The organism is Streptomyces sp. NPDC019937 (genome assembly GCF_040631655.1).
Lineage (GTDB): Bacteria > Actinomycetota > Actinomycetes > Streptomycetales > Streptomycetaceae > Streptomyces.
The window spans coordinates 1-25,096 of the sequence record NZ_JBEYAL010000036.1 but is presented as its reverse complement, the minus strand read 5'-3'; the positions used below and the strand labels follow the sequence as shown (position 1 = coordinate 25,096).

The following is a 25,096-nucleotide window of genomic DNA, read 5'->3' as shown; positions in this document are numbered from 1 at the left end:
CCAGCCTACGCCGCGGCACCGACATCACTCCCGTTGACGGCCGCATCACCCTCCGCGGAGGGAACCCGTGGTAGCGGCGGAACCTGGACGGGCCGAGCGGTGTATCACAGGAAAAGGCGGCGTTCAGAGGCCGCCGCGGATCACAGGGGGTCACGATGGCTCACAGCAGGTGGCGCAGGGACCGGTCGCGCAGCATCAGCGCCGCCCGTTTCCCGGGGAGGTCCACCTCGGCGGAGAAGCGGAAACCGGCGCCGAGGAAGGCCGCGACGGAGGGGGTGTTGCGCAGATCGGGTTCGGCCACGACGCGCGCGCAGGACGGGCGGTGTTCGAGCACCAGGTCGGCCGCGGCACGGAGCAGGGTCGCGCCGAGGCCCCGGCCACGGTCGCTGACGCGGCCGATGAGCAGGTGGATGCCGGTGTCGTGCGGCCGGGCCGGGTAGTACCGGGCGAGCGGGTCGAGATCGGCGCGATAGACCTCCCAGTAGCTCATCGGCACGCCGTCCAGCACTCCCAGGCAGGGCACGCTCCGGCCGTCACCGTCGAGCTGGCCGCCCAGGTGGCTCGCCGTGATGTCGTCCGGGCCGTCGAGTTCCCAGAAGGCGGCCACGGACGGGTCGTTCATCCATCGGGCGATGAGCCGCAGATCGCGCCCGATGCGGACCGGGACCAGTTGGAAGGCCCCCACCGGGGTGCTGGTGGGGCCCCATTCGGCGATGCGGTCGAGGAGGTCGGGGCCGCCGTCGACATCCAAGCCGCTCAGCTGGTTCTCGGGGATTCGCGCGGTGTCCTCTTCCTGGCGCATCCGCATGTCGATGGTGTCGTCGGTGCTGGAGTCGGAGTGCGGCACGGCGACGCTTTCCTCTCATGGATCTCAGACGCGCCGTGAGGGGCGTGGTCGGCGGGATGGACGGACGTCATGCCGTCGAAGCGGCGGACGTGACAAGGGGGTTGGCGATGGTGACGTAGACGGACTGGGTGTCGACCGGTCCCACGAGTTCGTCCAGGCCGCGCAGGCGGGTGAGCAGATTGGCCTTGCAGCGCAGGGTGGGCGTCTCGAGGAGGCGGGCGGGCAACCGCGAGCGGAGTTTGCCGGGGCCGGACGCGGCGTCGGCGAGGAAGCGGCGGAACGCGGCCAGCAGCACGCGCTCGTCGGCGAGCCGCTGCGCCCCGAACGCTCCGATCACTCCGAGGACGTTGTTGACGCCGAGGTAGTAGGCGAAGCGCTCATCGGTGACCTCGTCGGACACGAAGGTGTCGCTGCGCCCGCCGATGCCGGGCAGCCGCCGCTGGAGGTCGTCATATCGGGACTCTCGGAAGTAGTAGCCCTGGTTGTCCCGGTAGCGGCCCCCGACCGGCCAGCCGTCCGAGTCCAGCAGCACCAGGGTGTTCTGCTGGTGTGCCTCCAGGGCGATGCCTGCCTCTCCGTCCAGCCAGAGCACGGGGCGTACGACCGTGCGCAGATAGCGCAGGAACCACTCGGCGCTGACGGCCGCCGAGGAGCGACCGGTGCGGGCGGCGAGCCGGGCGACGAGGTGGGCCAGCCGTGAGCGCATCGCGGGCTGTCCCGGCCAGGGCCGGAGCGAGAGGAGCCCGGCGACGCAGACGGCGTCGTCGCCCGGGCCGAACGGGTTGTGCCGGATGACGACGTCGAGCCCGGTCAGGGGCTCGCCGTCCGGCCCGTCCACCGCGAGCCAGGCCGGGTCGCGGACGATGTCGAAGCCGGGGAATCCGGGGAAGGCGGCCCGCCACTGCTCGGCCAGCCCGCTGCGCAGCAGCCGGTGCACCTCCACGCCGCGGCGGAGCTCCTTGCGGAGGTTCTCGCGGCGGGAGTTGGTGATCCGCAGCCCGAGGGAGAGTTTGAGCATCGCCGGCGCGCCGGGCCGGTAGACGGTGCGGACCGAGGAGGTGGGATGCCAGTGTCCGCCGGCCGGGCCGAGGTCGTGCAGCAGGCCCGCGTCGAACAGCGCGGCGACGGGCGGGCGGTGCCGGATCTCGTGGGCCTGCCAGGGGTGCAGGGGCAGGGGCACGGCTCCGGGGGGCAGATGCAGACCGCTGCCCGCGAGAGAGAGGGCCAGCCTCTCGGCCGGCACGGTTCTGCCGCGTTCGGTCCAGGCCGACTCGCAGGCGAGCGCGGAGCGGTCGACGGCGAGCCAGTGCAGGGGAAAGGAGCCACGCGATTCGGGTGAGCACACAGGTGACGCGGCGTCGGAGAGGCCTTCGCGGCTCTTCGGCGTGGGATGGAGGGGGTGGCCGAGGAGAAGGGACTGTTCCGCGCTGAGGAAGGGGGTGCCGGCGCCGGGGTCGGCGGGCACGGCCCGGCGGTGGGCGAGGAATCGGGCGGTGCGTCGTACGGAGTCCGCGACCCGGCCGACGAGGTCGGAGGCCTCCGCGTCGGTTTCGTCCTGCCGGGCCGCGTATGCCGCCTCCCGGGTGAGCAGCGCCGCGAGGGCCACCGCGCCGACGGCCGGGGCGTCCCAGGGGCCGTGTTCCAGCACAGGTGCGCCGAAGCGGTGCCAGCCGGTGGCCGACCAGTAGCGCACGGGCACCTGGAGGGAGGTGCCGCTCGCGGGAAGGGGGATGCGCAGGACGTCGCCGTCCGGGGGACCCGCGGCGGTCTCCCGTACCCAGCAGCGCAGCAGGTTCTCGACCCCCGCGGCGTCCGCGGCGAGCTGTGGGTCGGGGTGGTCGAGCGGGTCCTGTCCGGCGGTGGGGGCGAGGCTTTCGGCAGCGTCAGGACCGCTGTGATCCTGGCGCGGCACCGGGGCCGTCACGACGAGGGGCGGCCCGGCAGAGGCCGCCGACGGTGTGAGTGCCGTGGCCTGGGCCGATGCGGGTTGGGCCGGCGCGGGTTGGGCCGGCGCGGGCCGGATCGGCGTGACCCGGGGCGGCGCGGGCGGGAGTCCGGCGGCCTCCCCCGCGGCGACGGCCGCGGGCCGCTGGGGCACGAGCGGCGCAGTGGGGAGCTGGGTGGTCGGCGGCGCGGCCGGGGGTGTCGACGGCTCGGACGGTGGGGCCGTGGACCGGGGTGGTGCCGCCGGGGGCGACATCCGCGGCTGCGGTTCCGGCAGCGCGGTCGCGAGCGGCATGCGCGTCGTCGTCTCCACGGCCGCCCCTGGTGCCGCGGAGGGCACTGCGAGCGGTGCCTCGCCTCCGGCTGGAGGGTGCCCGGCGGCGGGAGTGCGGGCCGTACGGTCGCTCATGGCACCGTCCTCCGGGTCCGGCTGGGGATAGAGGGGGGCTCGCCCAGGGGAGTGCGGCATGGTGGGTGCGGCGCTCGCATCACGGCCTTCACGCCGGGAGCCTCGCGCCTGCCTCCTTCGATGGTGCGGTGGTGGGGCGGTCTTACGGCCGCCCCGCCAGTCACCGGCGGCCTCCGGTGACAGGCGGGGCGGATGGCGGGAGTTCATGGGCGGCGCGGTCGCCGAGAGCGCGGATCGCGGCGTCCAGGGCATCGGCGAGCCGGTCCAGTACGGCTTCGGCCTGCTCGTCGGTGATGGTCAGCGGTGGAAGGAGGCGGATCACGGCGGAGTGGCGGCCCCCGAGTTCGACGATCAGGCCGCGGCGCAGGCACTCCCCTTGCACGGCGGCCGCCAGCAGCGGGGCGGCGGGACGGGCGGCGGCACCGCACTCAGGACCGGGTCCCGGCTCCGCCGGGTCGACCAGTTCCAGGCCGATCATGAGGCCGCGGCCGCGGACGTCCCCGATGTGGGGCCACTGAGCGGCGAGGGCGCGCAGCCGCGTCAGCATGCGCTCGCCGACGACCGCGGCCCGCTGCGCGAGGTCGTTCTCGCGGACATACGCGAGAGTGGCCGCGCCCGCCGCCATCGCCAGCTGGTTGCCCCGGAAGGTGCCCGCGTGGGCGCCGGGCCGCCAGGCGTCCAGCTCCTCCCGGTAGACCACGACGGCCAGCGGCAGGCTGCCGCCGATGGCCTTGGACAGGACCATCACGTCGGGCACCACGCCGCTGTGTCCGACCGCCCAGAAGGAACCGGTGCGCCCCACCCCGGTCTGCACTTCGTCCGCGATGAGCGGGATACCGCGGGCCGCGGTGATCTGCCGCATCCGGCGCAGCCAGCCGTCCGGCGCGGGGATCACCCCGCCCTCGCCCTGCACCGGTTCGAGGATCATCCCGGCCGGTGCGCCCGCCCCGCCCTTCGGGTCGTCCAGCAGCCGCTCGGTCCAGCGCGCCGCGAGTTCCGCGCCGCGCTCGCCGCCCACCCCGAACGGGCAGCGGTAGTCGTAGGGGAAGGGCAGCCGGGTCACGCTCACCGCAGGGGCGCCGCCGGAGGCGGCCAGCGCCCCGGCCGTCATCCCGTGGTAGGCCCCGGAGAAGGCCAGCAGGCCGTCTCGCCCGGTGGCGGTCCGTACCAGCTTGAGTGCGGCCTCGACGGCGTCCGTGCCCGCGGGTCCGCAGAACTGCACCCGCGCGTGTGCGGCGAGTTCGGGTGGCAGCGTGGCGAACAGCCCGTTCGTGAAGGCGTCCTTGACCGGCGTGGCCAGGTCCAGGACCTGGAGCGGGGCTCCCGAGTCCAGGACTGCGCGGATCGCTTCCAGCACCACCGGATGGTTGTGTCCGAGCGCCAGCGCCCCGGCCCCGGAGAGGCAGTCGAGGTAGCGGCGGCCGTCGGCCCCCTCGATCGTGAGCCCGCGGGCGCGCACCGGGACGATGGGCAGCGCCCGGGCGTAGGTGCGGGCGGCCGACTCCCGCAGCGACTGGCGCCGCAGGATGGCCGGAGCGTCCTCGCCGCACCCGTCGCCGACGACGGGCGGCGAAGGGTCCGGCGTCATCGGCGGGAGCTGGGTCATGGCCACGGCTCACGGTCCTCTCGCTGCTGAACACCCTCCGGCTGTCCCCCGTACGTACCAACGACGGGTCAGGCCCGGGATCACGGGCTGACCGAAGATCCTTGCCGCCGGGAACCAGGGACCCGCCCGTAGCCGTCGTAGGCGGCACCGGCATAGTGGGGGATCGCCCCACTGTCGGGGGGAGCATGACAATTCCGGACAGGCCGTGAAGCAGCTCAGATCATCAGGGGGAGTCCCGCCCATGCCTTTCAAACGCCGGCCCGCGCTCGCCACGGCGGCCGTCGCCGCCGTGCTGGCGCTCACCGCCACCGCGTGCGGATCGTCGGATGACTCGGCCGATGCCAAGGCATCCGCATCTTCGGACCAGCGGGGCGCGGACGACATCAAGCTGCCCGACAACCTCAACGACAAGCTGAAGAACCTCGGCGTCGATCTGGACCAGTGGAAGAACGGCGCCTGGAACAAGTGGAACCGGGACGACTGGCTCCGCGAGGCGGGCGACTTCATCAACCCGATCATCAAGGGGCTGTGGAAGCCGGACCGGATGCGGGAGGCCCAGGAGCCGGACAAGCCGGTCGACGACAGTGACATCGCGGACGACCAGGGTGTGACCGACCCCGATCCGCAGCCGGTGAAGGCCGCGGAGGTCGGCAGCCCGTACAGCTCCCGCGTTCCCTACGCGGGCAAGGTCTTCTTCGACGGCCCCGAGGGGTCGATGGTCTGCTCCGCGACCGTGGTCGAGGACCCCGCCCACCCCGGCAAGTCCAACATGGTCTGGACGGCGGGCCACTGCGTCCACGCGGGCAAGGGCGGCGGCTGGTACAAGAACCTGATGTTCGTGCCCTCGTACAACGACTCCGGCAAGTCGGCGGCGGAGCTGGAGAACGCCACCCGGGAAGAACTCGCCCCCAAGGGCGTCTGGTGGGCCGACTGGGCGCAGACCTCCTCCCAGTGGATCGACAGCGGCGCGGCCACCGGCGGCAAGGGCGCCCCGTACGACTTCGCGGTCATGCATGTGAAGCCGGAGGTCAGCGGCGGTAAGTCGCTGGAGGAGACGGTCGGCGGCGCACTGCCGGTCGACTTCAACGCCCCGGCCGTGAAGTCCATAGACGAGATCACGGCCACCGGCTACCCGGCGGCCCCGCCGTTCGACGGCCAGAAGATGAACCAGTGCGCCGACAAGCCGGGCAGGCTGTCGCTGGACGCCAAGCAGCCGACCATGTACCGCATCGGCTGCACGATGACCGCCGGTTCCTCCGGCGGCGGCTGGGTCGCGAACGGTGCGGACGGCAAGCCCGCGCTGGTGTCCAACACCTCGATCGGCCCGTCCAACGCCACCTGGCTGGCGGGCCCGCACCTGGGCCCCGAGGCCAAGGGCGTCTACAACGCGGTCAGCAAGAAGTTCGCGGGGCGGTAGTCACCCGCGGTCGGCAACGGCGAAGGCCCGCCCCCGGGATGGGGGCGGGCCTTCGCCGTGCGTGCGCCGTTGCGTTCTACTGCCGCGTGCCCGCCGCGGCCGGTACGAACCGCCGTAGCTCGGCTGCCAACTCCTCGTGCACCCGCGCCTTGAGCAGAGTGCCCTCCGGGGTGTGCTCCTCGGAGATCACCTCGCCGTCGGCGTGCGTCCGCGCGACCAGCTTGCCGTCGGTGTACGGCACCAGGACCTCGATCTCGACCTGCGGCCGGGGCAGCTCGTCATCGATCACCGCGAGCAGTTCGTCGATGCCCTGCCCGGAGCGGGCGGAGACGGCCATCGCGCGCCGCTCCATGCGCAGCAGCCGCTGCAGCACGAGCGGATCGGCCTTGTCCGCCTTGTTGATGACCACGATCTCGGGCACGTCGACCGCGCCCACGTCACGGATCACCTCGCGCACCGCGGCCAGTTGCTCCTCCGGCGCCGGATGCGAGCCGTCCACCACATGGAGGATCAGATCGGCGTCGCCGACCTCCTCCATGGTGGAACGGAACGCCTCGACCAGGTGGTGCGGCAGATGGCGGACGAAGCCGACGGTGTCCGCCAGCGTGTACAGCCGCCCGCTGGGCGTCTCGGCCCGGCGCACGGTCGGGTCCAGGGTGGCGAACAGCGCGTTCTCCACCAGCACGCCCGCGCCGGTGAGCCGGTTGAGCAGCGAGGACTTGCCCGCGTTGGTGTACCCGGCGATGGCGACCGAGGGGACCTTGTGGCGCCTGCGCTCCTGCCGCTTGATGTCGCGGCCGGTCTTCATCTCGGCGATCTCACGGCGCATCTTCGCCATCTTCTCGCGGATGCGGCGCCGGTCCGTCTCGATCTTGGTCTCACCGGGACCACGGGTGGCCATACCGCCGCCCGACGATCCGGAGCCACCGCCACCCATCTGCCGGGACAGCGACTGACCCCAGCCGCGCAGCCGCGGCAGCATGTACTGCATCTGGGCGAGCGAGACCTGCGCCTTGCCCTCGCGGGACTTGGCGTGCTGGGCGAAGATGTCGAGGATCAGGGCGGTGCGGTCGACCACCTTGACCTTGACGACGTCCTCGAGATGGATCAGCTGGCCGGGGCTCAGCTCACCGTCGCACACGACGGTGTCGGCACCGGTCTCGATCACGACATCGCGCAGTTCCTCGGCCTTGCCGGAGCCGATGTACGTCGCCGGGTCGGGCTTGTTGCGGCGCTGGATGACGCCGTCGAGCACCAAGGCGCCCGCGGTCTCCGCGAGCGCGGCCAGCTCCGCCAGGGAGTTCTCCGCGTCGTGCACCGTGCCGGACGTCCAGACGCCGACCAGCACCACGCGCTCCAGGCGCAGCTGCCGGTACTCGACCTCGGTGACGTCCTCGAGCTCGGTGGAGAGTCCCGCCACACGCCGCAGCGCGGCGCGGTCGGAGCGGTCGTACTGGTCGCCGTCACGCTCCCCGTCGATCTCGTGACTCCAGGCGACGTCCTCTTCCATCAGGGCGTCGGCCCGAAGGCTCTCGGCGAGGCGCTGCCGGTCCTGCGGAAGGGAAGAGGAGTGGGTCAAAGGAATCCTTACGTCGAGGGACATCGTCACTGTCGACAACGCACGAGGGGCCCGTGGGATTCCCCACCGCTCCGGCGGCGACGCCGACCCCTCGATGGTCGCACGCGGCGGCAGGGCCGTCACTCGGGTTTCGCGCTCCGGCGCGCCGCCGGGCCGTGCGGGGCGGAGTGGGCCCCGGGCCCGGCGCCCGTCTTGGTGCCCGTCTTGGTGCCCGGTTTCGTCCCTTGTTGGGCACCCGCCTTGGCCCCCGGCTTCGCGTCCGGGGCCGGGGCCGGGGCGGTCTTCCAGTCGGGGTGCCCGGGCATCTTCGGCGTCTTCTCCCCGTACAGCCAGGGGTGCAGGAAGCCGTTCAGATCGCGGCCCGCCACCTCCGAGGCGAGCCGGACGAAGTCGGCGGTCGAGGCCACGCCGTCACGGTGGCGGACCACCCACTGCCGCTCCAGCCGCTCGAAGTCCGCCGGGCCGATCCGCTGCCGCAGCGCGTACAGGATCAGGGCGCTGCCGTCGTAGACGACCGGCCGGAAGAGCCCGATCTGCTTGCCGGGCTCGGCGGGCCTGGGCGCGGCGGGTGGCCCTCCGGCGGCGCGCCACGCGTCGGACTGCTCGTAGGCCAGCCGCATCCGGCGGTCCAGGCTCGCCTTGCCGTACTGCTGCGCGTACAGCGCCTCGTACCAGGTGGCGTGGCCCTCGTTGAGCCACAGATCGGACCAGCGGCGCGGGCTGACGCTGTCGCCGAACCACTGGTGCGCCAGCTCGTGCAGCATGATCGACTCCACGTACCACCGCGGGAACTCGTCATCGGTGAAGAGACCGCGTTCGAAGAGCGAGAGCGTCTGGGTCTCCAGCTCGAAGCCCGTGGTGGCGTGGGAGATCAGCACGCCGTAGTCCTCGAAGGGATACGGTCCGACCTTCTTCTCCATCCAGCTCAGCTGACCCGGAGTGCGCGCGAGCCACTTCTCGAGCTTCCTGCGTTCCGCGGCGGGCACCACGTCGCGCACCGGCAGCCCGTGCGGGCCGGTGCGGTGGAGCACGGCGGAACGGCCGATCGAGACCTGCGCCAGCTCGGTGGCCATGGGGTGGGCCAGGCGGTACGACCAGGTGGTGCGCGCCCCGTCGCGGACGCGCCCGTCCGGAAGACCGCCGGCGACGACCGTGAGGTTCTTCGGCGCGGTGACCCGGAAGGTGAAACGCGCCTTGTCGGACGGATGGTCGTTGCACGGGAAGACCCGGTGGGCGGCGTCGGCCTGGTTGGCCATGGCCAGCCCGTCCCGGGTGCGGACCCAGCCGCCGCTCGCGCCGTCCCCCGGGTCGCTGGTGTGCCGGACGGTGACCCGGAAGCCCGCGCCCCGCTCGATCCTGGTGCGCGGGGTGATGACCAGGTCCTCGTCCGCGGTGACGAACGCGGCGGGCGCGCCGTCCACCTGTACGGAGCGCACGGTGCCCTGGGCGAAGTCCAGATTGAGGGTGCGCAATCCGGCGGTGGCGCGGGCGTCGATGGTGGTGACGGCGTCCAGCGGCCGGTCCGGGCGACGGTAGTCCAGGGCGATGTCGTACGCCGTGACGTCGTACCCGGGGTTGCCGAGCCGCGGATAGAGCGGGTCGCCGATGCCGAGCGGCCGCGGGCCCGTTACGCCGACCGGCCCGGCGGCGGAGGATGGGCCGACCGAGGCGAGCACGGCGGCCAGGGCGACGGCCACGAGGGCGGTCCTGCGGCGCCCCCTCCGCGGGAGGGGACCGGGGCGGGGGCCCGGAGAATGCGTCATGCCTTACGGCTACCAGCGCCCGGGCGGGGGCGCAGTCCGACCCGGGCCCGATCCACCCGAAGGAGTTCAGGAACGGGCGGTCGCCACGCGGCGGCCCTCCCGGGTCACGTCGTAGACCCCGGGGACGTCGCGCATGGCCCGCATCAGCGTCGGCAGCCGGCCCGCGTCGGACAGCTGGAGCGTGTACGTATGGCGGACCCGCTGCTCACGCGGCGGTTCGACGGCGGCGGCGACCACCTCGGCGCCCTCTGCGGCGATGGCCTCGGTGAGGTCCGCGAGCAGATGGGGCCTGCTGAACGCCTCCGCGAAGAGGGTGACCCGGTAGTCGCCCCCGTCCCCGTCGTACTCCTCCGACCAGCGGACCCCCACCCGGGCCCGGCCGGCCGCGGTCATCCGCGCCACGGCGGGGCACCGCTCGCGGTGGACGGTGACGGCGCCGCCGCGCACCGCGAAGCCGGTGATCGCGTCCGGCGGTACGGGGGTGCAGCACCGGGCCAGCCGTACGATCACACCGGGCAGGTCGACGACGATGCCCGCCTCCGGGCGGCCGACGGGGGCCACGGGCAGCGCGGCGTCGTCCGGCCCGGAGTCGTCCGGTCCGGCCTCCCCCGGCTCGGTCCGCTCCGGCTCCGCGGGAGCGTGCAGGTGCTCGGCGCCGGGCGCCTCGCCCTGCGGCGGCTCGTGCGCCGGGTCGGCCGGATGGGCGGCCAGCCAGCGGTTGATGGCGATGCGCGCGGCCGGGGTACGGGCGTGGTCGAGCCATTCCGGTGACGGCCCGGACGACGCCGCGTCACCCGCCATGAGCAGTTGGAGCGTGTCGCCGTCGCACAGCACGGTGCTGAGCGTCGCGATCCGCCCGTTGACCCTGGCGCCGATACAGGAGTGGGCGTCCTCGCCGTACTGGGCGTACGCGGCGTCCACGCAGCTCGCGCCCGCGGGCAGGCCCAGGGTGCCGCCGTCGGACCGGAAGACGGTGATCTCCCGGTCCTGGGCGAGGTCGTCGCGCAGCGCGGTCCAGAAGATGTCGGGGTCGGGGGTGGCGCTCTGCCATTCGAGCAGCCGGGACAGCCAGCCGGGGCGGGTGGGGTCGGCCCGCTCGCCCTCGGGCGCGGCGGCCGTCTCGGTCGGGGCGTACGGATTGCCGAGGGCGATCACCCCGGCTTCGGCGACCCGGTGCATCTGGTGGGTGCGGATGAGGACTTCGGCGACCTCGCCCGTCCGCCCGGCCACGGCCGTGTGCAGCGACTGGTAAAGGTTGAACTTGGGGACGGCGATGAAGTCCTTGAACTCCGAGATCACCGGGGTGAAACAGGTGTGCAGCTCGCCGAGGACCGCGTAACAGTCGGCGTCCTCGGCGACGAGGACCAGAAGCCGCCCGAGGTCGGATCCGGTCAGCTCGCCGCGCTTGATCCCGGCGCGGTGCACGGAGACGAAGTGGCGCGGGCGCACCAGGACTTCGGCGGTGATGCCCGCCTCCTGCAGCACCGCCCGTACGTCCTCGGCGGCGCGGGCGAGCGGGTCGGGGCGGCCGGCGTGGGCCTGGAGCAGCTCCCGGGTGCGGGCGTACTCCTCGGGGTGGAGGATCGCGAAGACCAGGTCCTCCAGCTCGGTCTTGAGCGCCTGCACGCCGAGCCGTTCGGCCAGCGGGATCAGAACGTCGCGGGTGACCTTGGCGATGCGGACCTGTTTCTCGGGGCGCATCACGCCGAGGGTGCGCATGTTGTGCAGCCGGTCGGCGAGCTTGATCGACATCACCCGGACGTCGTTGCCGGTGGCGACGAGCATCTTGCGGAACGTCTCGGGCTCGGCCGCCGCCCCGTAGTCGACCTTCTCCAACTTGGTGACGCCGTCGACGAGATAGCGCACCTCCTCGCCGAACTCCTCCCCCACCTGGTCGAGCGTCACCTCGGTGTCCTCGACCGTGTCGTGGAGCAGGGACGCGGTCAAGGTGGTGGTCTCGGCGCCCAGTTCGGCGAGGATGAGCGTGACGGCGAGCGGATGCGTGATGTACGGCTCGCCGCTCTTGCGCATCTGGCCGCGGTGGGAGGACTCGGCGAGGACGTACGCCTTGCGCAGCACGTCCAGATCGGCGCCGGGGTGGTAGGCGCGGTGCACCTTCGCGACGTGTTCGATCGCGTCCGGCAGCCGGTCCCGTGAGGCCGGTCCCAGCAGCGCGGCCCGGCCGAATCTGCGGATATTGCGCAGATCGATGCGGGGGAGGCCGCGCCTGCGGCCGAGAGCGGCTTGATCTGGGGCCTCTGCGCTCATGGGCACCTCCGGCGGCGTCGAGCGTCAACCGGCGTGGGCACTCCCCCGGGCCGGTGCTTGATGCTATCGAGCCCACCACGCACGGCCGACCGGCTCTCGCCCAGAGTGAAACGGATCACCCATGAGAGGGACGAGTCAGTCGAGGGCCGTGTCCAGCCATACGGGATCAAGCTCCCCCTCGGCGACGATCACGGCAGGGCCCGTCATCTCCACCGTACCGTCCGGCCGCTCGCTGATCACAAGTCGCCCACCGGGCACGTCCACCGTGTATGTGACGGGCCGACCGGTGACGCCGGGGTCGGCCCCGTCGCGGCGGGCGGCGGCCACCATGACGGCGCAGGCGCCGGTCCCGCAGGAACGGGTCTCGCCGGAGCCGCGCTCGTGCACGCGCATCGCCACGTGCCGCGGCCCGCGGTCGACGACGAACTCGACGTTGACGCCGTCCGGGTACGCGGAGGCGGGGTGGACGGCGGGGGCCGTGAACAGGTCCCCGGCCTGGGCGAGGTCGTCGACGAAGGCGACCGCGTGCGGGTTGCCCATGTTCACGTTGCGGGCGGACCAGGTCCGGTCGCCGACCGCCACGGTGATACCGCCGTCGGGGCCGGGCTCGGGCAGCACGGCCTTGCCCATGCCGACGGTGATCGCGCCTCCGTCCGAGGTGCCCTCGGGCTCCCCGGCGGCCTTGGCGATGTGGATGTGCCGCAGTCCGGCCCGGGTCGCGATCGTCAGATCGCCCTCCTCGACGAGCCCCGCCCGCCGCAGATACCGGGCGAACACCCGGACGCCGTTTCCGCACATCTCGGCGATGCTGCCGTCACCGTTGCGGTAGTCCATGAACCACTCGGCCTCGGCGGCCATGGCCCGCGCCTCGGGGTGGGCCGACGACCGCACGACGCGGATCAGCCCGTCGCCGCCGACACCGGCGCGGCGGTCGCAGATCCGGGCGACGGCGGCGGCGGACAGCTCCAGCCGACCGTCCGGGTCGGGGACGATGACGAAGTCGTTCTCGGTGCCGTGGCCCTTCAGGAACCGCAGCCGGGGCGCGTTGCTCATCCCTCGATCCTACGGCGCGCCGCACGGGCCGTCGCTCCGCGCGGTACGGGCACGGGGAGGCCCCTAGCGCAGGCGGGCCACGCGCCAGAAGGTGAGGGTCGCGAGCAGCACCACGATCACCACGTAGAGCACCACGAAGCGCCAGTCCGGGCGGCGGCCGGAACCCCGGGGCGGCAGGCCGGGCCACGTGTAGCCCACCCGGCGGGCGGCCATCAGGCCCCAGCCCGCCGCGCAGCAGCTCAGCAGCAGGCCCAGCATGGCCACGACCGCGCCTCCGTCGCCGAACTCGAAGGCGAGCGGGAAGGCGAACATCAGCGAGCCGAGGATGGCGAGGCCGACGATCGGCGCGATCTGCCAGATCCGCATCCGGCGCGGCGGGCGCAGCTCGCGGAAGGACTCCCCGGAGCCCGGCTCGCCCGGCTCTCCCAGCTCCTCCGCCTCGTCGAGGGCCGGGCCCAACAGCTCGGGGAGCGCGGGCACCTCATCGGGGCCGTCAGGGGTCAGCGGCCCGGGCTCGCCCTGCGGCGAGTCCCGCGCTGCTTGCTGCGATGCGTTGCGAGGGCCGGCCTCCATCGCCACGCGCCCTCCCAACTCCAGACACCACGATCGGAGCTTGATGATGGCATGCCCGCGGGGGCCTCCATGACGAGCGGAGCGTCCCGATGCCATCACGTGATCAGGCTGTGACCGCCCGTTCAACCAACGCGAGCGCGTTACTCAGGAGTTCTCTCCGGTCCGCCGCCGCTCCGCTGAGCCAGTGGACCCGCGGATCGCGGCGGAACCAGGAGTCCTGACGGCGCGCGAACCGCTTGGTGGCGCGCACGGTCTCGGCCCGCGCCTCGTCCTGCGTGCACTCTCCGGCGAGGGCGGCGAGCACCTGCTGATACCCGAGGGCCCGGGAGGCCGTACGCCCCTCCCGCAGCCCGGCCGCTTCGAGCCGGCTGACCTCGTCCACCAGCCCGGCCTCCCACATCCGGTCCACGCGCACGGTGATCCGCTCGTCCAGCTCGGGCCGCTCGACGTCCACGCCGATCTGGAGGGTGTCGTAGACCGCCTCGTGACCGGGGAGGTTGGCGGTGAAGGGCCGGCCGGTGATCTCGATGACCTCCAGCGCCCGCACCACCCGCCGGCCGTTGCTGGGCAGGATCGCCCGGCCCGCCTCGGGGTCGGCGGCCGCCAGCCGGGCGTGCAGGGCCCCCGGGCCCAGCTCCGCCAGTTCGGCCTCGAGCCTGGCCCGCACGGCGGGGTCGGTGCCCGGGAAGTCGAGCGCGTCGATGGCCCCGCGGATGTACAGGCCAGAGCCGCCGACCAGGATCGGCGTACGTCCCTCGGCGAGCAGCCGGTCCATCTCGGCGCGGGCCAGTCGCTGGTATTCGGCGACGCTGGCCGTCTGGGTGACGTCCCAGATGCCGAGCAGACGGTGCGGCACGCCCTGCCGCTCCTCTTCCGTCAGTTTGGCGGTGCCGATGTCCATGCCCCGGTAGAGCTGCATGGAGTCGGCGTTGACGACCTCGCCGTCGAGGTGCCGGGCGAGTGCGACGCCCAGATCGGACTTGCCGGCCGCGGTGGGGCCGACGACGGCGATGACTCGCGGCGGATGGCCTGCTGTATTCACCCGCCCAGTCTCGCAAACCCCGGGGCGCCTCCTCGAACGAGCGACGTGACGGGGGAGGCTCGCGGTCGTTGCCAGTTGCGAGGTTCCGAGGACCGGTTCGGGAAACCGGTCCCCGCGAGCGGCGCAATGGGACGCTCCGAGCGGCACGGGATTTCGCCCACACGAGTAGGCTATGGAGTAGATATGGGCGTGTTTTCCAGGTTTCGTCGTGCGTCGAAGGAGACGAGTCGTCCGACCGAAGAGGCGTCATCCGAGCAGACCGCGGCCGACGCCGTGACGGCGGCACCGGCCCCCGAGCCCGCCGCCGAAGCGGAGCCGGAGGGGAGCGAGGAGGAGCCCGCGACGGGTGAGGCGGCGACGATCCCCAAGCAGCAGTCCGCGGCCGAGTCGGCGGACAGCGAGGCCGGTGAGGACGCCCGCGCATAAGGGATCCGACAAGGGAAGGTGGCCCATGGGCCTGATGGACAATCTCAAGGCCAAGGCCGGTCTCATGAAGGACCGGGCCGGCAGCTTCGCCCAGCAGCACGAGGCCCGGATCGGGCGGGGCCTCGACAAGGCCGCCAAGACGGTCGACACCAGGACCAAGGGCAAGTACAGCGCGAAGATCGAGACTGGCACGGGCAAGGCGAAGGACGCCCTCAGCCGCCTCTCCCACCGGAACGAGGACCGCAACCGGACCGAGGGCAAGGACCAGGGCGGCGACAGCGCCTGATCCCCGCCGGTACGCGGCCGCGAAGCGGATGCCTCGCGGCCGCGGCGGTCCCGCGCCCCCGCACCCCGCCACCGCACGTCTCGCCACCGCACGTCTCGACGCTCCGGCAGCGGTTCGCCCCGGGGCGCCCTTGTGCGGCGCCCGCGCCGGGCGATGCCCGCCCTACGCCCAGCGGGCCACGAAATACCCCACGCCGTATGGCGCCTCGTCATACCGCAACTCCCCCTTCAGCCCCACCCCTTCGGCCGCCCCCGCGAGCACCTGCAGCGGGGCGCGGCCCGCGGCCTTCAGCTCGTGGGCCAGCTCCTCGTCGAGCGCGGCGAGGGCCGCGGTGTCGGCCGCCGCCAGCGCCCGCGCCACCTCGGCGTCGAACGCGGCCGCACGCTCGTCGAGATAGCCCGGCGCCTTCAGCGTCCGGCACGCGCTGCCGTCACCCATGACCAGCAGCCCGACCCGCTCCGCCGACGCGGCGAGCTTCCTTCCGACTTCGATACACCGCTCGGCCGCGAGAGGTTCCCCCACCCCCAGCCCCTCGACGGGCGAAACGTCCCATCCCGCGCGCTCCAGCAGCCAGGCGCCGACCGCCAGCGACGGCGGCAGCGGCCGCCCGGTCACCGCGTCCCCGGCCTCACGAGTCCCGGTCTCACCGCCCCGGTCCGCCCCCGGCGCCGACGCGGGCGCCGCGCCCCCGAGCCGTACCTCCACGTCCACGCCGAATCCGCTGAAGGATCCGGTCGCGCCCTGCGGGTGGGACCCGCGCCCGGAGTGCTCCGCCGGACCGGCCACGATCAGCCGCTCCGGGCGGGCCGCCGCGAGCGCCGCGACCGCGTCCAGACACGCCGCGCGCAGCGAGTCCAGCTCGGGGGCCGCTCCCGCGGCCAGCTCGGGCACCAGCAGCGGCGGACACGGACAGACGGCGGCGGCGATCAGCATGATCGCCAGCTTATCCGGCGGGCTCAGGGCGGGGCGCGGAGTCCCACAGCAGCTCGGCCACCCTGAACCGGTAGCAGTAGTTGCCGGTCGCGGCCTCCAGGACCATCAGGAAGACGTCCCCGTCCCGGTACACCAGCTTCCGGTAGGGGTTCACCGGGTGCCGGGGCTCGTACCGCAGCGCGCGCTCGCGCAGGGCCTCCAGCGCCTCCTCACGGGTCCCCCGGACATGCCCCAGCGCCGTGATCGAGTGGTTACGGGCCCCCGGGCCCATGATCTGGAGGTAGTCCTCGACCAGCAGGCCCCACCACGTCGTAATCCCGTCCCCCGTCGGTCCTGTGCGGCGCCGCGCTCGCCGCGCGTCACCCGCCGCTCGTCAGTCGCAGCCGCAGCCCGCCGCGGGCACCGGGGCGGGAGCCGGGGCGCCGATGGTGGGCAGCCCCAGCATCACGCCCGCCGGCTTCTTCTCCTCGGCCGTGTTCCGCCGCTCCCAGGCATCGCCCGCGCGCGTGCGCCGGACGCCCCGCGCCGGGCCCTCGGCCAGCAGGTGGTGGGGTGCGGCGTAGGTGATGTCGACGGTGACGACGTCACCGGGGCGCACCGGCTCCTCGGGCCGAGCGAAGTGCACCAGGCGGTTGTCGGGGGCGCGGCCGGACAGCCGCCGGGTGGCGTCGTCCTTGCGGCCCTCGCCCTCGGCGACGAGCACCTCCAGCGTGCGGCCCACCTGCTTCTTGTTCTCCTCCCAGGAGATCTCCTCCTGGAGGGCGACCAGCCGCTCGTACCGCTCCTGGACGACCGCCTTCGGCAGCTGCCCGTCCATCTCGGCGGCGGGCGTCCCGGGCCGCTTGGAGTACTGGAAGGTGAACGCCTGGGCGAACCGCGCCTCGCGCACCACGTGCAGCGTCTGCTCGAAGTCCTCGTCGGTCTCGCCGGGGAAGCCGACGATGATGTCGGTCGAGATGGCGGCGTCCGGCATCGCGGCGCGCACCTTCTCGATGATGCCGAGGAAGCGCTCCTGCCGGTACGAGCGGCGCATCGCCTTCAGCACGGTGTCCGAGCCGGACTGCAGCGGCATGTGCAGCTGCGGCATCACGTTCTCCGTCTCCGCCATGGCGGCGATGACGTCGTCCGTGAAGTCGCGCGGATGGGGGGAGGTGAACCGGACCCGCTCCAGCCCCTCCACCTTTCCGCAGGCGCGCAGCAGCTTGCTGAACGCCTCGCGGTCGCCGATGTCGGAGCCGTACGCGTTCACGTTCTGGCCGAGCAGGGTGATCTCGGTGACGCCCTCGGCGACCAGCGCTTCCACCTCGGCGAGGATGTCGCCCGGGCGGCGGTCCTTCTCCTTGCCGCGCAGCGCGGGGACGATGCAGAACGTGCAGGTGTTGTTGCAGCCGACGGAGATGGAGACCCACGCGGCGTACGCGGACTCGCGCCGGGTCGGAAGGGTGGAGGGGAACGCCTCGAGGGACTCGGCGATCTCCACCTGGGCCTCCTCCTGGACCCGGGCGCGCTCCAGCAGCACCGGCAGGCTGCCGATGTTGTGGGTGCCGAAGACGACGTCGACCCAGGGGGCCTTCTTGACGATGGTGTCGCGGTCCTTCTGGGCCAGGCATCCGCCCACGGCGATCTGCATGCCAGGGCGCCGCGCCTTGATCGGTGCGAGCCTGCCGAGATTGCCGTACAGCCGGTTGTCGGCGTTCTCGCGCACCGCGCAGGTGTTGAAGACGACGATGTCAGCCTCACCCTCACCGGTGCCTTCGGGCGCACGGACATAACCGGCGCCTTCCAGCAGGCCGGACAGGCGCTCGGAGTCGTGGACGTTCATCTGGCACCCGTAGGTGCGCACCTCGTAAGTCTTCGCACTCATCTCAATCGACCAGGGTACGTGTTCGTCCCGCTCCCCCGCCCCTCCCTTCCCGGGACGGGTCCTGGCAGGATCCTGCCCATGGCCGTCCAACTTCCGCGCCCGGACCGGCGCCGCGCCCTGCAGTCCGCCGCGGCGGGCCTGGTCGTCCTCGCGCTGCTGCTGTGGTGGCTCCTGCCGGTCGGCGGCGAGGAGAAGCCCCGGGGGAAGGTGACCTTCGCGACGGGGGTGTCCACCGGGGTCTACCAGACCTACGGCGAGATGCTGAAGCGGGACCTCTCCCGTGACCTGCCCGATCTGGATGTCAGCCTCCTGGAGACCCGGGGGTCGCCCGACAACGTGGAGCGGCTGGCCCGGGGCCGGGCCACCTTCGCCATCGCCGCCACCGACGCCGTCGCCGCCTACCACGGCAAGGGCGCCGGGCGGCTGCGTGCCTGCGCGCGGCTGTACGACGACTACATGCAGCTGGTCGTGCCGCGCGGCTCGAAGGTGCGCTCGGCGCGGGACCTGCGGGGCCTGCGGGTCGGCGTCGGGGACGACGGCTCGGGCGTGCAGCTGATCACGCGGGGGCTGATCAAGGCGGCGGGGCTGAGCTTCGACAAGGACATCACGGCCGTGCGCTCCGGTATCGACAAGATGCCGGCCCTGCTGCGGAAGGGGAAGCTGGACGCCTTCTTCTGGTCGGGCGGCCTGCCGACCACCGCGGTGCGCACCCTGGCCCGGGAGTATCCGATCCGGCTGGTCCAGCTCGGCGACCTCACCGGACCGCTGCACCGGCAGGGCGGGGTGACGCGCTACTACCGGGCGGCGACGGTGCCCGCCGACGCGTACCAGGAGATACGCCAGCCGGATGACGTGAAGACGATCGCGGTACCGAATCTCCTGGTCACCACGGACCGGGTGGATCCGGAGCTGGCGAAGGGCGTCACCCGCACGGTGATAGAGAACCGGGACCGCATCGGGGCGAGGGTGCACGCCGCGCAGAAGGTGGACCTGCGGACGGCCGTTTTCACCGATCCGCTGCCGCTGCACCAGGGCGCCGCGCGCTACTACCGCTCGGAGAAGCCCTGAGGCCCCGGCGGCGCGGCCGCCTCACTGCGGTTTGTCGCGCGGCACGGTGATGGTGACGCGCAGTCCGCGGGGCTCGTTGGGCGCGTAGGCGATGGTGGCGCCGCCCGCCATGAGCAGCGCCCGGGAGATGGACAGGCCCAGTCCGGAACCCGAGACGTTCTGGTGCCGGTTGCTGCGCCAGAAGCGGTCGCCGATCCGGGCCAGCTCGTCCTCGGTGAGGCCGGGGCCGCCGTCGGCGACGGTCAGGGCGATGGTCTCGCCGTCGGCCCGCGCCGAGACCTCGACGTGCGACTCCGGGGGCGTGAACTTCAGCGCGTTGTCGACGACCGCGTCCAGCGCGCTGGACAGGGCGATCGGATCGGCCCAGCCGGTGATGGCCGAGGGGCCCGTATAGGCGAGACCGACCTCCTCGCGGGCGGCGACCGGAAGCCAGGCGTCCACCCGGTCGGCGGCCAGTGCGGCGATGTCGGTCAGCCGCAGGTCGGCCGCGGTGTGCTCGGCCAGGGCGAGGTCGAGCAGGTCGTCCAGGACGCGGGCCAGGCGTTTGCCCTCGGTGCGCACCGAGGCGATCTCCTCATGGCCCTCGGGCAGTTCGAGACCCAGCAGCTCGATGCGCAGCAGCAGTGCGGAGAGCGGGTTGCGCAGCTGGTGGGAGGCGTCGGCGACGAAGGCCCGCTGCTGCTCCAGGACCTCCTCGACGTTGTCGGCCATCTCGTTGAACGAGCGGGCCAGCCGGCGCAGCTCCGGCGGGCCCGAGGCGGCCGCGACCCGCGACTGCATACGCCCGGTCGCGATGTCGTGCGTGGCGGTGTCCAGGATGCGTACCGGCCGCAGCACCCAGCCGGTGAGGCGGAACGCCGCCCCCACCGCGAGCAGCATCGCGGCGCACTCCCCTCCCGCGATGACCAGCCAGCCGTGCAGGATGCGCGAGCGCATCCGGCCGGTGGGCGAGTCGGTCACGACGACGGCCACCACGTCCCCGTCCCGGACGACGGGGGACGCGACGGTGAGCCTGCCCTCCTGCCAGGGCCACACCTGCGGCGGATCGTGGCTGCGGCGCCCGGCCAGGGCCTCATCGAAGGCCTCGGCGCCGTTTCCGTTCCGGGGCAGCCGCCAGTCGGCCGGTGCCTTGGCCATGCGCAGGCCGTCCCGGTAGAACACCCCGGCCCGGATGCCGTACAGGTCGTGGTAGCGGGTGAGTTCCGAACTCAGCGTATGGAGCCGCTCGTTGCCCTCCTCGCTCGCCACGGCCGTCGGACCGGCGGTCACGAACTGGGCGAGCGCGGCGAAGCGGGCCGTGTCGTCGATCCGGTCGACGACCACGCGCTGCTGTTCACGGGCGGCCAGGCTCACGGCGAGCGGGAAGCCGAGTGCGAGCAGTACGCCCGCCATGAGGACGATCAGCAGCGGGAGGAGACGAGTGCGCACGCGGGCAGCCCTGGCCGCTCAGCCGGCCGGGGCGACGAGACGGTAGCCCACGCCCCGGACCGTCTCGATCAGGGCGGGCATGTGCAGCTTGGAGCGGAGCGAGGCGATGTGCACCTCCAGGGTGCGCCCGGTCCCCTCCCAACTGGTGCGCCACACCTCGCTGATGATCTGCTCACGTCGGAAGACCACGCCGGGGCGCTGGGCGAGCAGTGCGAGCAGGTCGAACTCCTTGCGGGTGAGCGAGATCGTCGCGCCGTCGACCGAGACCTGGCGGGTGGGCAGTTCGATGGTGACCGGACCGAGCCGCAGCGGCGGCTGCGGGCCGTCCCCGCCCTCCTCGGCGCCGGCCGCGCCCCCGCCTCCGGCGCCGGAGTCGGCCGGGAGGGTGCGCCTGCTGACGGCGTGGATGCGGGCGAGCAGCTCCATCATGTCGTACGGCTTGACCACGTAGTCGTCGGCGCCGAGGTTGAGCCCGTGTATGCGGGACCGTACGTCCGCCCGCGCCGTCACCATGATCACGGGCGTCGCGGTGAGCTTGCGGATCCGGCCGCACACCTCGAAACCGTCCTGGTCCGGCAGGCCGAGGTCGAGGAGCACGACGCCGAAGGGCGCGCCCGCACCGGGCAGCAGCGCCCGCAATGCCTCCTCGCCGCTGCGGGCGTGGGTGATGTCGAAGCCGTGCCGGGACAGCACCGCGGTCAGAGCCGCGGCGACATGGTTGTCGTCCTCGACGAGCAGCAGCCTCACCAGCCCCTCCTCCACCTTCCCTCTCATGGGTGCGCGCCTTCTGCCGCGCGCGGCCCGAACGTGACCGAAGACACGGCCCCAGGGAATCCACTCCGATCCACGCCCATGCGTCAAGACGCATACAGTCACAGGAAGGTTTCCGTTATGCAGCCGGTACGACGTCCCCGGCGGGCCTTTACGCAGAGTGGCGAGCCGAAGCCAGATCGTTATCCTCAATTTCCGCTCAGATGTAATGACGCTGATCGTGACAGCTCATTAATGTCCTCCCAACCAAGGAGGACGGGAGCGGAAAGCCGAATGAGCGAAGTATCGGTGACCAAGGACGCCGCACCAGTGGCGAACGCGTTGGTCGCGCTGTCCGGAGTAAATAAGCACTTCGGCGCGCTGCATGTCCTCCAGGACATCGACCTGACCATATCCCGCGGCGAAGTGGTCGTCGTCATCGGGCCGTCGGGTTCCGGCAAGTCCACACTGTGTCGCACGATCAACCGGCTGGAGACCATCGACGCCGGATCCATCACCATCGACGGCAAGCCGCTGCCCCAGGAGGGCCGGGAGCTGGCCCGTCTGCGCGCGGACGTCGGCATGGTCTTCCAGTCCTTCAACCTCTTCGCGCACAAGACAGTGCTCGAGAACGTGATGCTGGGCCAGATCAAGGTCCGCAAGGCGGACAAGAAGGCCGCCGAGGACAAGGCACGCAAGCTGCTCGACCGGGTGGGCGTCGGCGCCCAGGCGGACAAGTACCCCGCCCAGCTCTCCGGCGGCCAGCAGCAGCGCGTGGCCATCGCCCGCGCGCTGGCCATGGACCCGAAGGTGATGCTCTTCGACGAGCCCACCTCCGCGCTCGACCCGGAGATGATCAACGAGGTGCTGGAAGTGATGCAGCAGCTCGCCCGGGACGGCATGACGATGGTCGTCGTCACCCACGAGATGGGCTTCGCGCGCTCCGCGGCGAACCGGGTGGTCTTCATGGCGGACGGCCGGATCGTCGAAGAAGCCGAGCCGGACCAGTTCTTCAACAACCCGCGCAGCGACCGGGCCAAGGACTTCCTCTCGAAGATCCTCCACCACTGAGCCATGCGGCCAGGACAGTCACCACGTTCGCGAAGACGTACGGAACCAAGGATGGGGCAGCACCATGAGGATGCGTAACACGGCAGCGGCCGCAGCGGTGGCACTCGCGCTGGCGGTGACGGCGACCGCCTGTGGCGGCGAGAAGGGCACCGCCGGCGACAAGCCGAAGGGCGGCGAGCTCTATGAGGGCTCGTACACGGTCGCCAAGGACGTGAAGCTGGACTCGCCGGCCCTGAAGGCGGCGCAGAAGCGTGGCAAGGTCGTCATCGGTGCCAAGGCCGACCAGCCCTTCCTGGGCTTCGAGGACACCGATGGCAAGCGCTCCGGCTTCGACATCGAGATCGCCAAGATGATCGCCGCCGACCTCGGCTTCTCCGCGGACAAGATCACCTGGAAGACGGTCGACACCAACGTCCGCGAGACCTCCATCTCCAAGGGCCAGGTCGACTACTACGTCGGCACCTACACGATCAACGACGAGCGCAAGAAGCAGGTCGGCTTCGCGGGCCCGTACTACCAGGCGGGCGCCGACCTGCTGGTCCGCAAGGACGAGAAGGGCATCACCGGCCCGGACAGCGTCAAGGGCAAGAAGGTCTGCTCGATCGTCGGCTCCACTCCGCTCCAGGAGATCAAGAAGCCGAAGTACGGCGCCGAGACCACCGAGCTGAGCAAGTACTCGCTCTGCGTCAAGCAGCTCCTCGACGGCCAGGTCGACGCGGTCACCACCGACGACGCGATCCTCAAGGGCTACGCGGCCCAGCGCCCCTCCAAGCTCAAGCTGGTCGGCAAGCCGTTCACCGAGGAGCCGTACGGCGTCGGGATGAACAAGAACGACAAGGTGCTGCGCGACGCGATCACCGACTCGCTCGAGAAGCACATCAAGAACGGCGACTACAAGAAGGCGTACGAAGGCACGCTCGGCAAGTCCGGCTCCTCCTACGTCGCGCCGAAGACCCCGCTGCCCCGCTACTGAGCGGGTCCGGCCCCGGTACCCCGTTCACCCGTGAAGCCGGTGCGCTCCGCACGCCGCTGACCCGACCGCTACCGCGGAGAATCGATGAACGTACTCCTCGATCATTTGCCCCAGTTCCGTGAGGGGTTCCTCGGAACCCTCGCCCTCACGGCGGCCAGTGCGGCGCTCGCCCTCGTTCTGGGCATCATCATGGCCGGCTTCCGGGTGTCCCCCATTCCGCCGCTGCGCGCCTTCGGCACGGCATGGGTCACCCTGTTGCGCAATACCCCGCTGACCCTGCTCTTCCTGATCGCCTTCTTCGTGGTCCCGCAGATCTTCTTCCCGGGAACGAGTCCGTTCGTTCTCGCGATGCTGGCGCTGAGCTGCTACACGTCGTCCTTCGTCTGCGAGGCCGTGCGGTCCGGTATCAACACCGTGCCGCTCGGCCAGGCCGAGGCCGCCCGCAGCCTGGGCATGACCTTCGCCCAGACGCTGCGGATGATCGTCCTTCCGCAGGCCACCCGGACCGTGATCCCTCCCATGAGCAGCATCTTCATCGCTCTGACGAAGAACACGGCCATCGCGGGCGCCTTCAGCAACGCCGAACTGTTCAACATCTCGAAGCTGCTCACCGACAAGGGCTTCGCGATCGGGTGGACCTTCCTGTGGATCGCCCTGTGCTACCTCGTCATCACCTTCACCATCAGCGGTGCCTTCCGACTGCTGGAGAGCCGTCTGGAGGTGGCCCGATGAGCGCGAGCGTCCTGTACGACGCGCCCGGCCCCAAGGCCCGTATCCGTAACCGCGTCTACTCGGTCATCGGCACCCTCGCCGTCCTCGGCCTGATCGTCTTCGTCGTCCTGCGGCTGAACGCCAAGGGGCAGTTCGCGCCGGAGATGTGGGAGATCTTCAACTACGCGGGCGTGCGGACCAGCATCCGTGACGGCGTGCTCACCACTCTCCAGGTGTTCGCCGTGGCGTCGGTGCTCTCGCTGGCCCTGGGCGTCGTACTCGCGGTCGCCCGGCTCTCGGACCACAAGCCCGTGCGCTGGGCCGCGACCGGATTCATCGAGCTGTTCCGCGCCATCCCGCTGCTGATCACCATCTACATGCTGTGGGTGCTCCTCCTCACCTACCGCTCCGACCTGGGCCTCACCGGCGACAGCACCGGCTTCTGGGCGCTGGTCGTCGGGCTGACCGTCTACAACGGCTCGGTGCAGGCCGAGGTGTTGCGGGCGGGCATCAACTCGGTGCCCCGCGGGCAGAGCGAGGCCGCCTACGCCCTCGGCATGAGCAAGACCCAGGTCATGACGACGGTCCTGATCCCGCAGGCCGTCCGGGCGATGCTCCCGACCATCATCAGCCAGCTCGTGGTGACCCTGAAGGACACCTCGCTCGGCTACGTCATCACCTACCAGGAACTGCTGTTCCAGCTCCAGCAGCTCGCCGGGAACATCGTCGTCAACGACGACAATCCCTACGTCCCGGTGATCATCGTCGGTGGCACCATCTACATCGCGATGTGTCTCGCCCTCTCCTCCCTGGCCACCTGGATCGAACGGCGCGGCCGGCGCGCCAAGACCGGCATCCCGGTCGCGGACGCCGCCCAGCCGCTCGCGGCCGTCGACGCGCTCGACACCGTGGATCAGCCCGCGCCGGAGCAGCCGGCCGGCAAGACCGGCTGAGGCAAGCGGGTCCTGACGGGCGGTGGGGCGCGCGCCCCCCCCCCGCGCCCCGTGTAGCGGGGACACGCAGTCGGGGTGAAGGGTTGTTTGTTAGGGCACCCGGGTTGAAAATGCACTATACGGAAGTGACGG

General features: G+C 72.0%; 22 protein-coding genes. 8 read left to right on the top strand and 14 right to left on the bottom strand.

Annotated features, from left to right (window positions below):
• Positions 1 to 160: 160 nt before the first annotated feature.
• From ABZ562_RS30610 to ABZ562_RS30600, 3 genes are all read right to left on the bottom strand, one after another.
• Positions 161 to 847, bottom strand: coding sequence for a GNAT family N-acetyltransferase (locus tag ABZ562_RS30610; protein ID WP_361485729.1), 687 nt, complete (start codon positions 845 to 847; stop codon positions 161 to 163).
• A gap of 67 nt (positions 848 to 914) precedes the next feature.
• A complete protein-coding gene (locus tag ABZ562_RS30605) occupies positions 915 to 3,104 on the bottom strand; it encodes an IucA/IucC family protein (protein ID WP_361485727.1) in 2,190 nt (729 codons plus the stop codon).
• 256 nt (positions 3,105 to 3,360) lie between these two features.
• Positions 3,361 to 4,788, bottom strand: coding sequence for a diaminobutyrate--2-oxoglutarate transaminase family protein (locus tag ABZ562_RS30600; RefSeq protein ID WP_361485816.1), 1,428 nt, complete (start codon positions 4,786 to 4,788; stop codon positions 3,361 to 3,363).
• A gap of 259 nt (positions 4,789 to 5,047) precedes the next feature.
• Between ABZ562_RS30600 and ABZ562_RS30595 the strand changes: the two genes are divergently transcribed.
• Entirely contained in the window at positions 5,048 to 6,223 is a 1,176-nt protein-coding gene (locus tag ABZ562_RS30595; RefSeq protein ID WP_361485726.1) for a hypothetical protein, read from the top strand.
• A 76-nt stretch (positions 6,224 to 6,299) separates the two neighbouring features.
• On the opposite strand, the gene hflX is transcribed toward ABZ562_RS30595, so the two are convergent.
• The 6 genes from hflX to miaA form a co-directional block, all read right to left on the bottom strand.
• Positions 6,300 to 7,802 (bottom strand): GTPase HflX, encoded by a 1,503-nt coding sequence (hflX, locus tag ABZ562_RS30590; RefSeq protein WP_361485724.1) that lies wholly within the window; start codon positions 7,800 to 7,802, stop codon positions 6,300 to 6,302.
• A gap of 119 nt (positions 7,803 to 7,921) precedes the next feature.
• Entirely contained in the window at positions 7,922 to 9,565 is a 1,644-nt protein-coding gene (locus ABZ562_RS30585) for a M1 family metallopeptidase (protein ID WP_361485722.1), read from the bottom strand.
• A gap of 66 nt (positions 9,566 to 9,631) precedes the next feature.
• Complete coding sequence (locus tag ABZ562_RS30580) at positions 9,632 to 11,833, bottom strand: HD domain-containing protein (protein ID WP_361485720.1); 2,202 nt, start codon at positions 11,831 to 11,833, stop codon at positions 9,632 to 9,634.
• 135 nt (positions 11,834 to 11,968) lie between these two features.
• Positions 11,969 to 12,886 (bottom strand): diaminopimelate epimerase, encoded by a 918-nt coding sequence (gene dapF, locus ABZ562_RS30575; protein WP_361485718.1) that lies wholly within the window; start codon positions 12,884 to 12,886, stop codon positions 11,969 to 11,971.
• A 63-nt stretch (positions 12,887 to 12,949) separates the two neighbouring features.
• Positions 12,950 to 13,459 (bottom strand): hypothetical protein, encoded by a 510-nt coding sequence (locus ABZ562_RS30570; RefSeq protein WP_361485814.1) that lies wholly within the window; start codon positions 13,457 to 13,459, stop codon positions 12,950 to 12,952.
• Between the two features lie 103 nt (positions 13,460 to 13,562).
• Entirely contained in the window at positions 13,563 to 14,501 is a 939-nt protein-coding gene (gene miaA / locus ABZ562_RS30565; RefSeq protein WP_361485716.1) for a tRNA (adenosine(37)-N6)-dimethylallyltransferase MiaA, read from the bottom strand.
• 183 nt (positions 14,502 to 14,684) lie between these two features.
• On the opposite strand from miaA, the gene ABZ562_RS30560 reads away from it, so the two are divergent.
• Both ABZ562_RS30560 and ABZ562_RS30555 read left to right on the top strand, forming a co-directional pair.
• Positions 14,685 to 14,927, top strand: coding sequence for a hypothetical protein (locus ABZ562_RS30560; RefSeq protein ID WP_361485714.1), 243 nt, complete (start codon positions 14,685 to 14,687; stop codon positions 14,925 to 14,927).
• Between the two features lie 25 nt (positions 14,928 to 14,952).
• A complete protein-coding gene (locus tag ABZ562_RS30555) occupies positions 14,953 to 15,213 on the top strand; it encodes an antitoxin (protein ID WP_361485712.1) in 261 nt (86 codons plus the stop codon).
• A 162-nt stretch (positions 15,214 to 15,375) separates the two neighbouring features.
• Here the strand turns inward: ABZ562_RS30555 and ABZ562_RS30550 are convergent, their stop codons facing one another.
• The 3 genes from ABZ562_RS30550 to miaB form a co-directional block, all read right to left on the bottom strand.
• Positions 15,376 to 16,146: a class III extradiol dioxygenase subunit B-like domain-containing protein gene (locus ABZ562_RS30550; protein ID WP_361485711.1), complete on the bottom strand. Its 771-nt coding sequence runs from the start codon at positions 16,144 to 16,146 to the stop codon at positions 15,376 to 15,378.
• Between the two features lie 10 nt (positions 16,147 to 16,156).
• On the bottom strand, positions 16,157 to 16,417 hold the full coding sequence (locus ABZ562_RS30545) for a hypothetical protein (RefSeq protein ID WP_361485709.1): 261 nt from the start codon (positions 16,415 to 16,417) through the stop codon (positions 16,157 to 16,159).
• 102 nt (positions 16,418 to 16,519) lie between these two features.
• Positions 16,520 to 18,010, bottom strand: coding sequence for a tRNA (N6-isopentenyl adenosine(37)-C2)-methylthiotransferase MiaB (gene miaB, locus ABZ562_RS30540; protein ID WP_361485707.1), 1,491 nt, complete (start codon positions 18,008 to 18,010; stop codon positions 16,520 to 16,522).
• A gap of 78 nt (positions 18,011 to 18,088) precedes the next feature.
• On the opposite strand from miaB, the gene ABZ562_RS30535 reads away from it, so the two are divergent.
• Positions 18,089 to 19,078 (top strand): TAXI family TRAP transporter solute-binding subunit, encoded by a 990-nt coding sequence (locus ABZ562_RS30535; RefSeq protein WP_361485705.1) that lies wholly within the window; start codon positions 18,089 to 18,091, stop codon positions 19,076 to 19,078.
• A gap of 21 nt (positions 19,079 to 19,099) precedes the next feature.
• On the opposite strand, the gene ABZ562_RS30530 is transcribed toward ABZ562_RS30535, so the two are convergent.
• The gene (locus ABZ562_RS30530) at positions 19,100 to 20,506 is read right to left on the bottom strand and encodes a HAMP domain-containing sensor histidine kinase (RefSeq protein WP_361485703.1); all 1,407 of its coding nucleotides are present in this window, start codon (positions 20,504 to 20,506) and stop codon (positions 19,100 to 19,102) included.
• 18 nt (positions 20,507 to 20,524) lie between these two features.
• Positions 20,525 to 21,253: a response regulator transcription factor gene (locus ABZ562_RS30525; RefSeq protein WP_361485812.1), complete on the bottom strand. Its 729-nt coding sequence runs from the start codon at positions 21,251 to 21,253 to the stop codon at positions 20,525 to 20,527.
• Positions 21,254 to 21,550: 297 nt separating this feature from the next.
• Between ABZ562_RS30525 and ABZ562_RS30520 the strand changes: the two genes are divergently transcribed.
• From ABZ562_RS30520 to ABZ562_RS30505, 4 genes are all read left to right on the top strand, one after another.
• Positions 21,551 to 22,327 carry an amino acid ABC transporter ATP-binding protein gene (locus ABZ562_RS30520; RefSeq protein ID WP_361485701.1) on the top strand — a complete coding sequence of 259 codons (777 nt, stop codon included), beginning with the start codon at positions 21,551 to 21,553 and terminating at the stop codon, positions 22,325 to 22,327.
• A gap of 64 nt (positions 22,328 to 22,391) precedes the next feature.
• Positions 22,392 to 23,300 (top strand): glutamate ABC transporter substrate-binding protein, encoded by a 909-nt coding sequence (locus ABZ562_RS30515; protein WP_361485699.1) that lies wholly within the window; start codon positions 22,392 to 22,394, stop codon positions 23,298 to 23,300.
• 84 nt (positions 23,301 to 23,384) lie between these two features.
• Positions 23,385 to 24,032 (top strand): amino acid ABC transporter permease, encoded by a 648-nt coding sequence (locus tag ABZ562_RS30510; RefSeq protein ID WP_361485697.1) that lies wholly within the window; start codon positions 23,385 to 23,387, stop codon positions 24,030 to 24,032.
• Positions 24,029 to 24,964: an amino acid ABC transporter permease gene (locus ABZ562_RS30505; protein ID WP_361485695.1), complete on the top strand. Its 936-nt coding sequence runs from the start codon at positions 24,029 to 24,031 to the stop codon at positions 24,962 to 24,964. The genes ABZ562_RS30510 and ABZ562_RS30505 overlap by 4 nt, the downstream gene beginning before the upstream one ends.
• The last annotated feature ends 132 nt before the right edge of the window (positions 24,965 to 25,096 follow it).

Bases quoted from the DNA above. Each gene is read 5' to 3' on its own strand.
- ABZ562_RS30515 (WP_361485699.1), top strand. From the start codon at position 22,392: ATGAGGATGCGTAACACGGCAGCGGCCGCAGCGGTGGCACTCGCGCTG.
- ABZ562_RS30535 (WP_361485705.1), top strand. From the start codon at position 18,089: ATGGCCGTCCAACTTCCGCGCCCGGACCGGCGCCGCGCCCTGCAGTCC.
- ABZ562_RS30555 (WP_361485712.1), top strand. From the start codon at position 14,953: ATGGGCCTGATGGACAATCTCAAGGCCAAGGCCGGTCTCATGAAGGAC.
- ABZ562_RS30520 (WP_361485701.1), top strand. From the start codon at position 21,551: ATGAGCGAAGTATCGGTGACCAAGGACGCCGCACCAGTGGCGAACGCG.
- ABZ562_RS30510 (WP_361485697.1), top strand. From the start codon at position 23,385: ATGAACGTACTCCTCGATCATTTGCCCCAGTTCCGTGAGGGGTTCCTC.
- ABZ562_RS30580 (WP_361485720.1), bottom strand. From the start codon at position 11,833: ATGAGCGCAGAGGCCCCAGATCAAGCCGCTCTCGGCCGCAGGCGCGGC.
- ABZ562_RS30600 (WP_361485816.1), bottom strand. From the start codon at position 4,788: ATGACGCCGGACCCTTCGCCGCCCGTCGTCGGCGACGGGTGCGGCGAG.
- ABZ562_RS30595 (WP_361485726.1), top strand. From the start codon at position 5,048: ATGCCTTTCAAACGCCGGCCCGCGCTCGCCACGGCGGCCGTCGCCGCC.
- ABZ562_RS30505 (WP_361485695.1), top strand. From the start codon at position 24,029: ATGAGCGCGAGCGTCCTGTACGACGCGCCCGGCCCCAAGGCCCGTATC.
- ABZ562_RS30570 (WP_361485814.1), bottom strand. From the start codon at position 13,459: ATGGAGGCCGGCCCTCGCAACGCATCGCAGCAAGCAGCGCGGGACTCG.
- ABZ562_RS30550 (WP_361485711.1), bottom strand. From the start codon at position 16,146: ATGCTGATCGCCGCCGCCGTCTGTCCGTGTCCGCCGCTGCTGGTGCCC.
- ABZ562_RS30545 (WP_361485709.1), bottom strand. From the start codon at position 16,417: ATGGGCCCGGGGGCCCGTAACCACTCGATCACGGCGCTGGGGCATGTC.
- ABZ562_RS30585 (WP_361485722.1), bottom strand. From the start codon at position 9,565: ATGACGCATTCTCCGGGCCCCCGCCCCGGTCCCCTCCCGCGGAGGGGG.
- ABZ562_RS30560 (WP_361485714.1), top strand. From the start codon at position 14,685: ATGGGCGTGTTTTCCAGGTTTCGTCGTGCGTCGAAGGAGACGAGTCGT.
- dapF (WP_361485718.1), bottom strand. From the start codon at position 12,886: ATGAGCAACGCGCCCCGGCTGCGGTTCCTGAAGGGCCACGGCACCGAG.
- miaB (WP_361485707.1), bottom strand. From the start codon at position 18,010: ATGAGTGCGAAGACTTACGAGGTGCGCACCTACGGGTGCCAGATGAAC.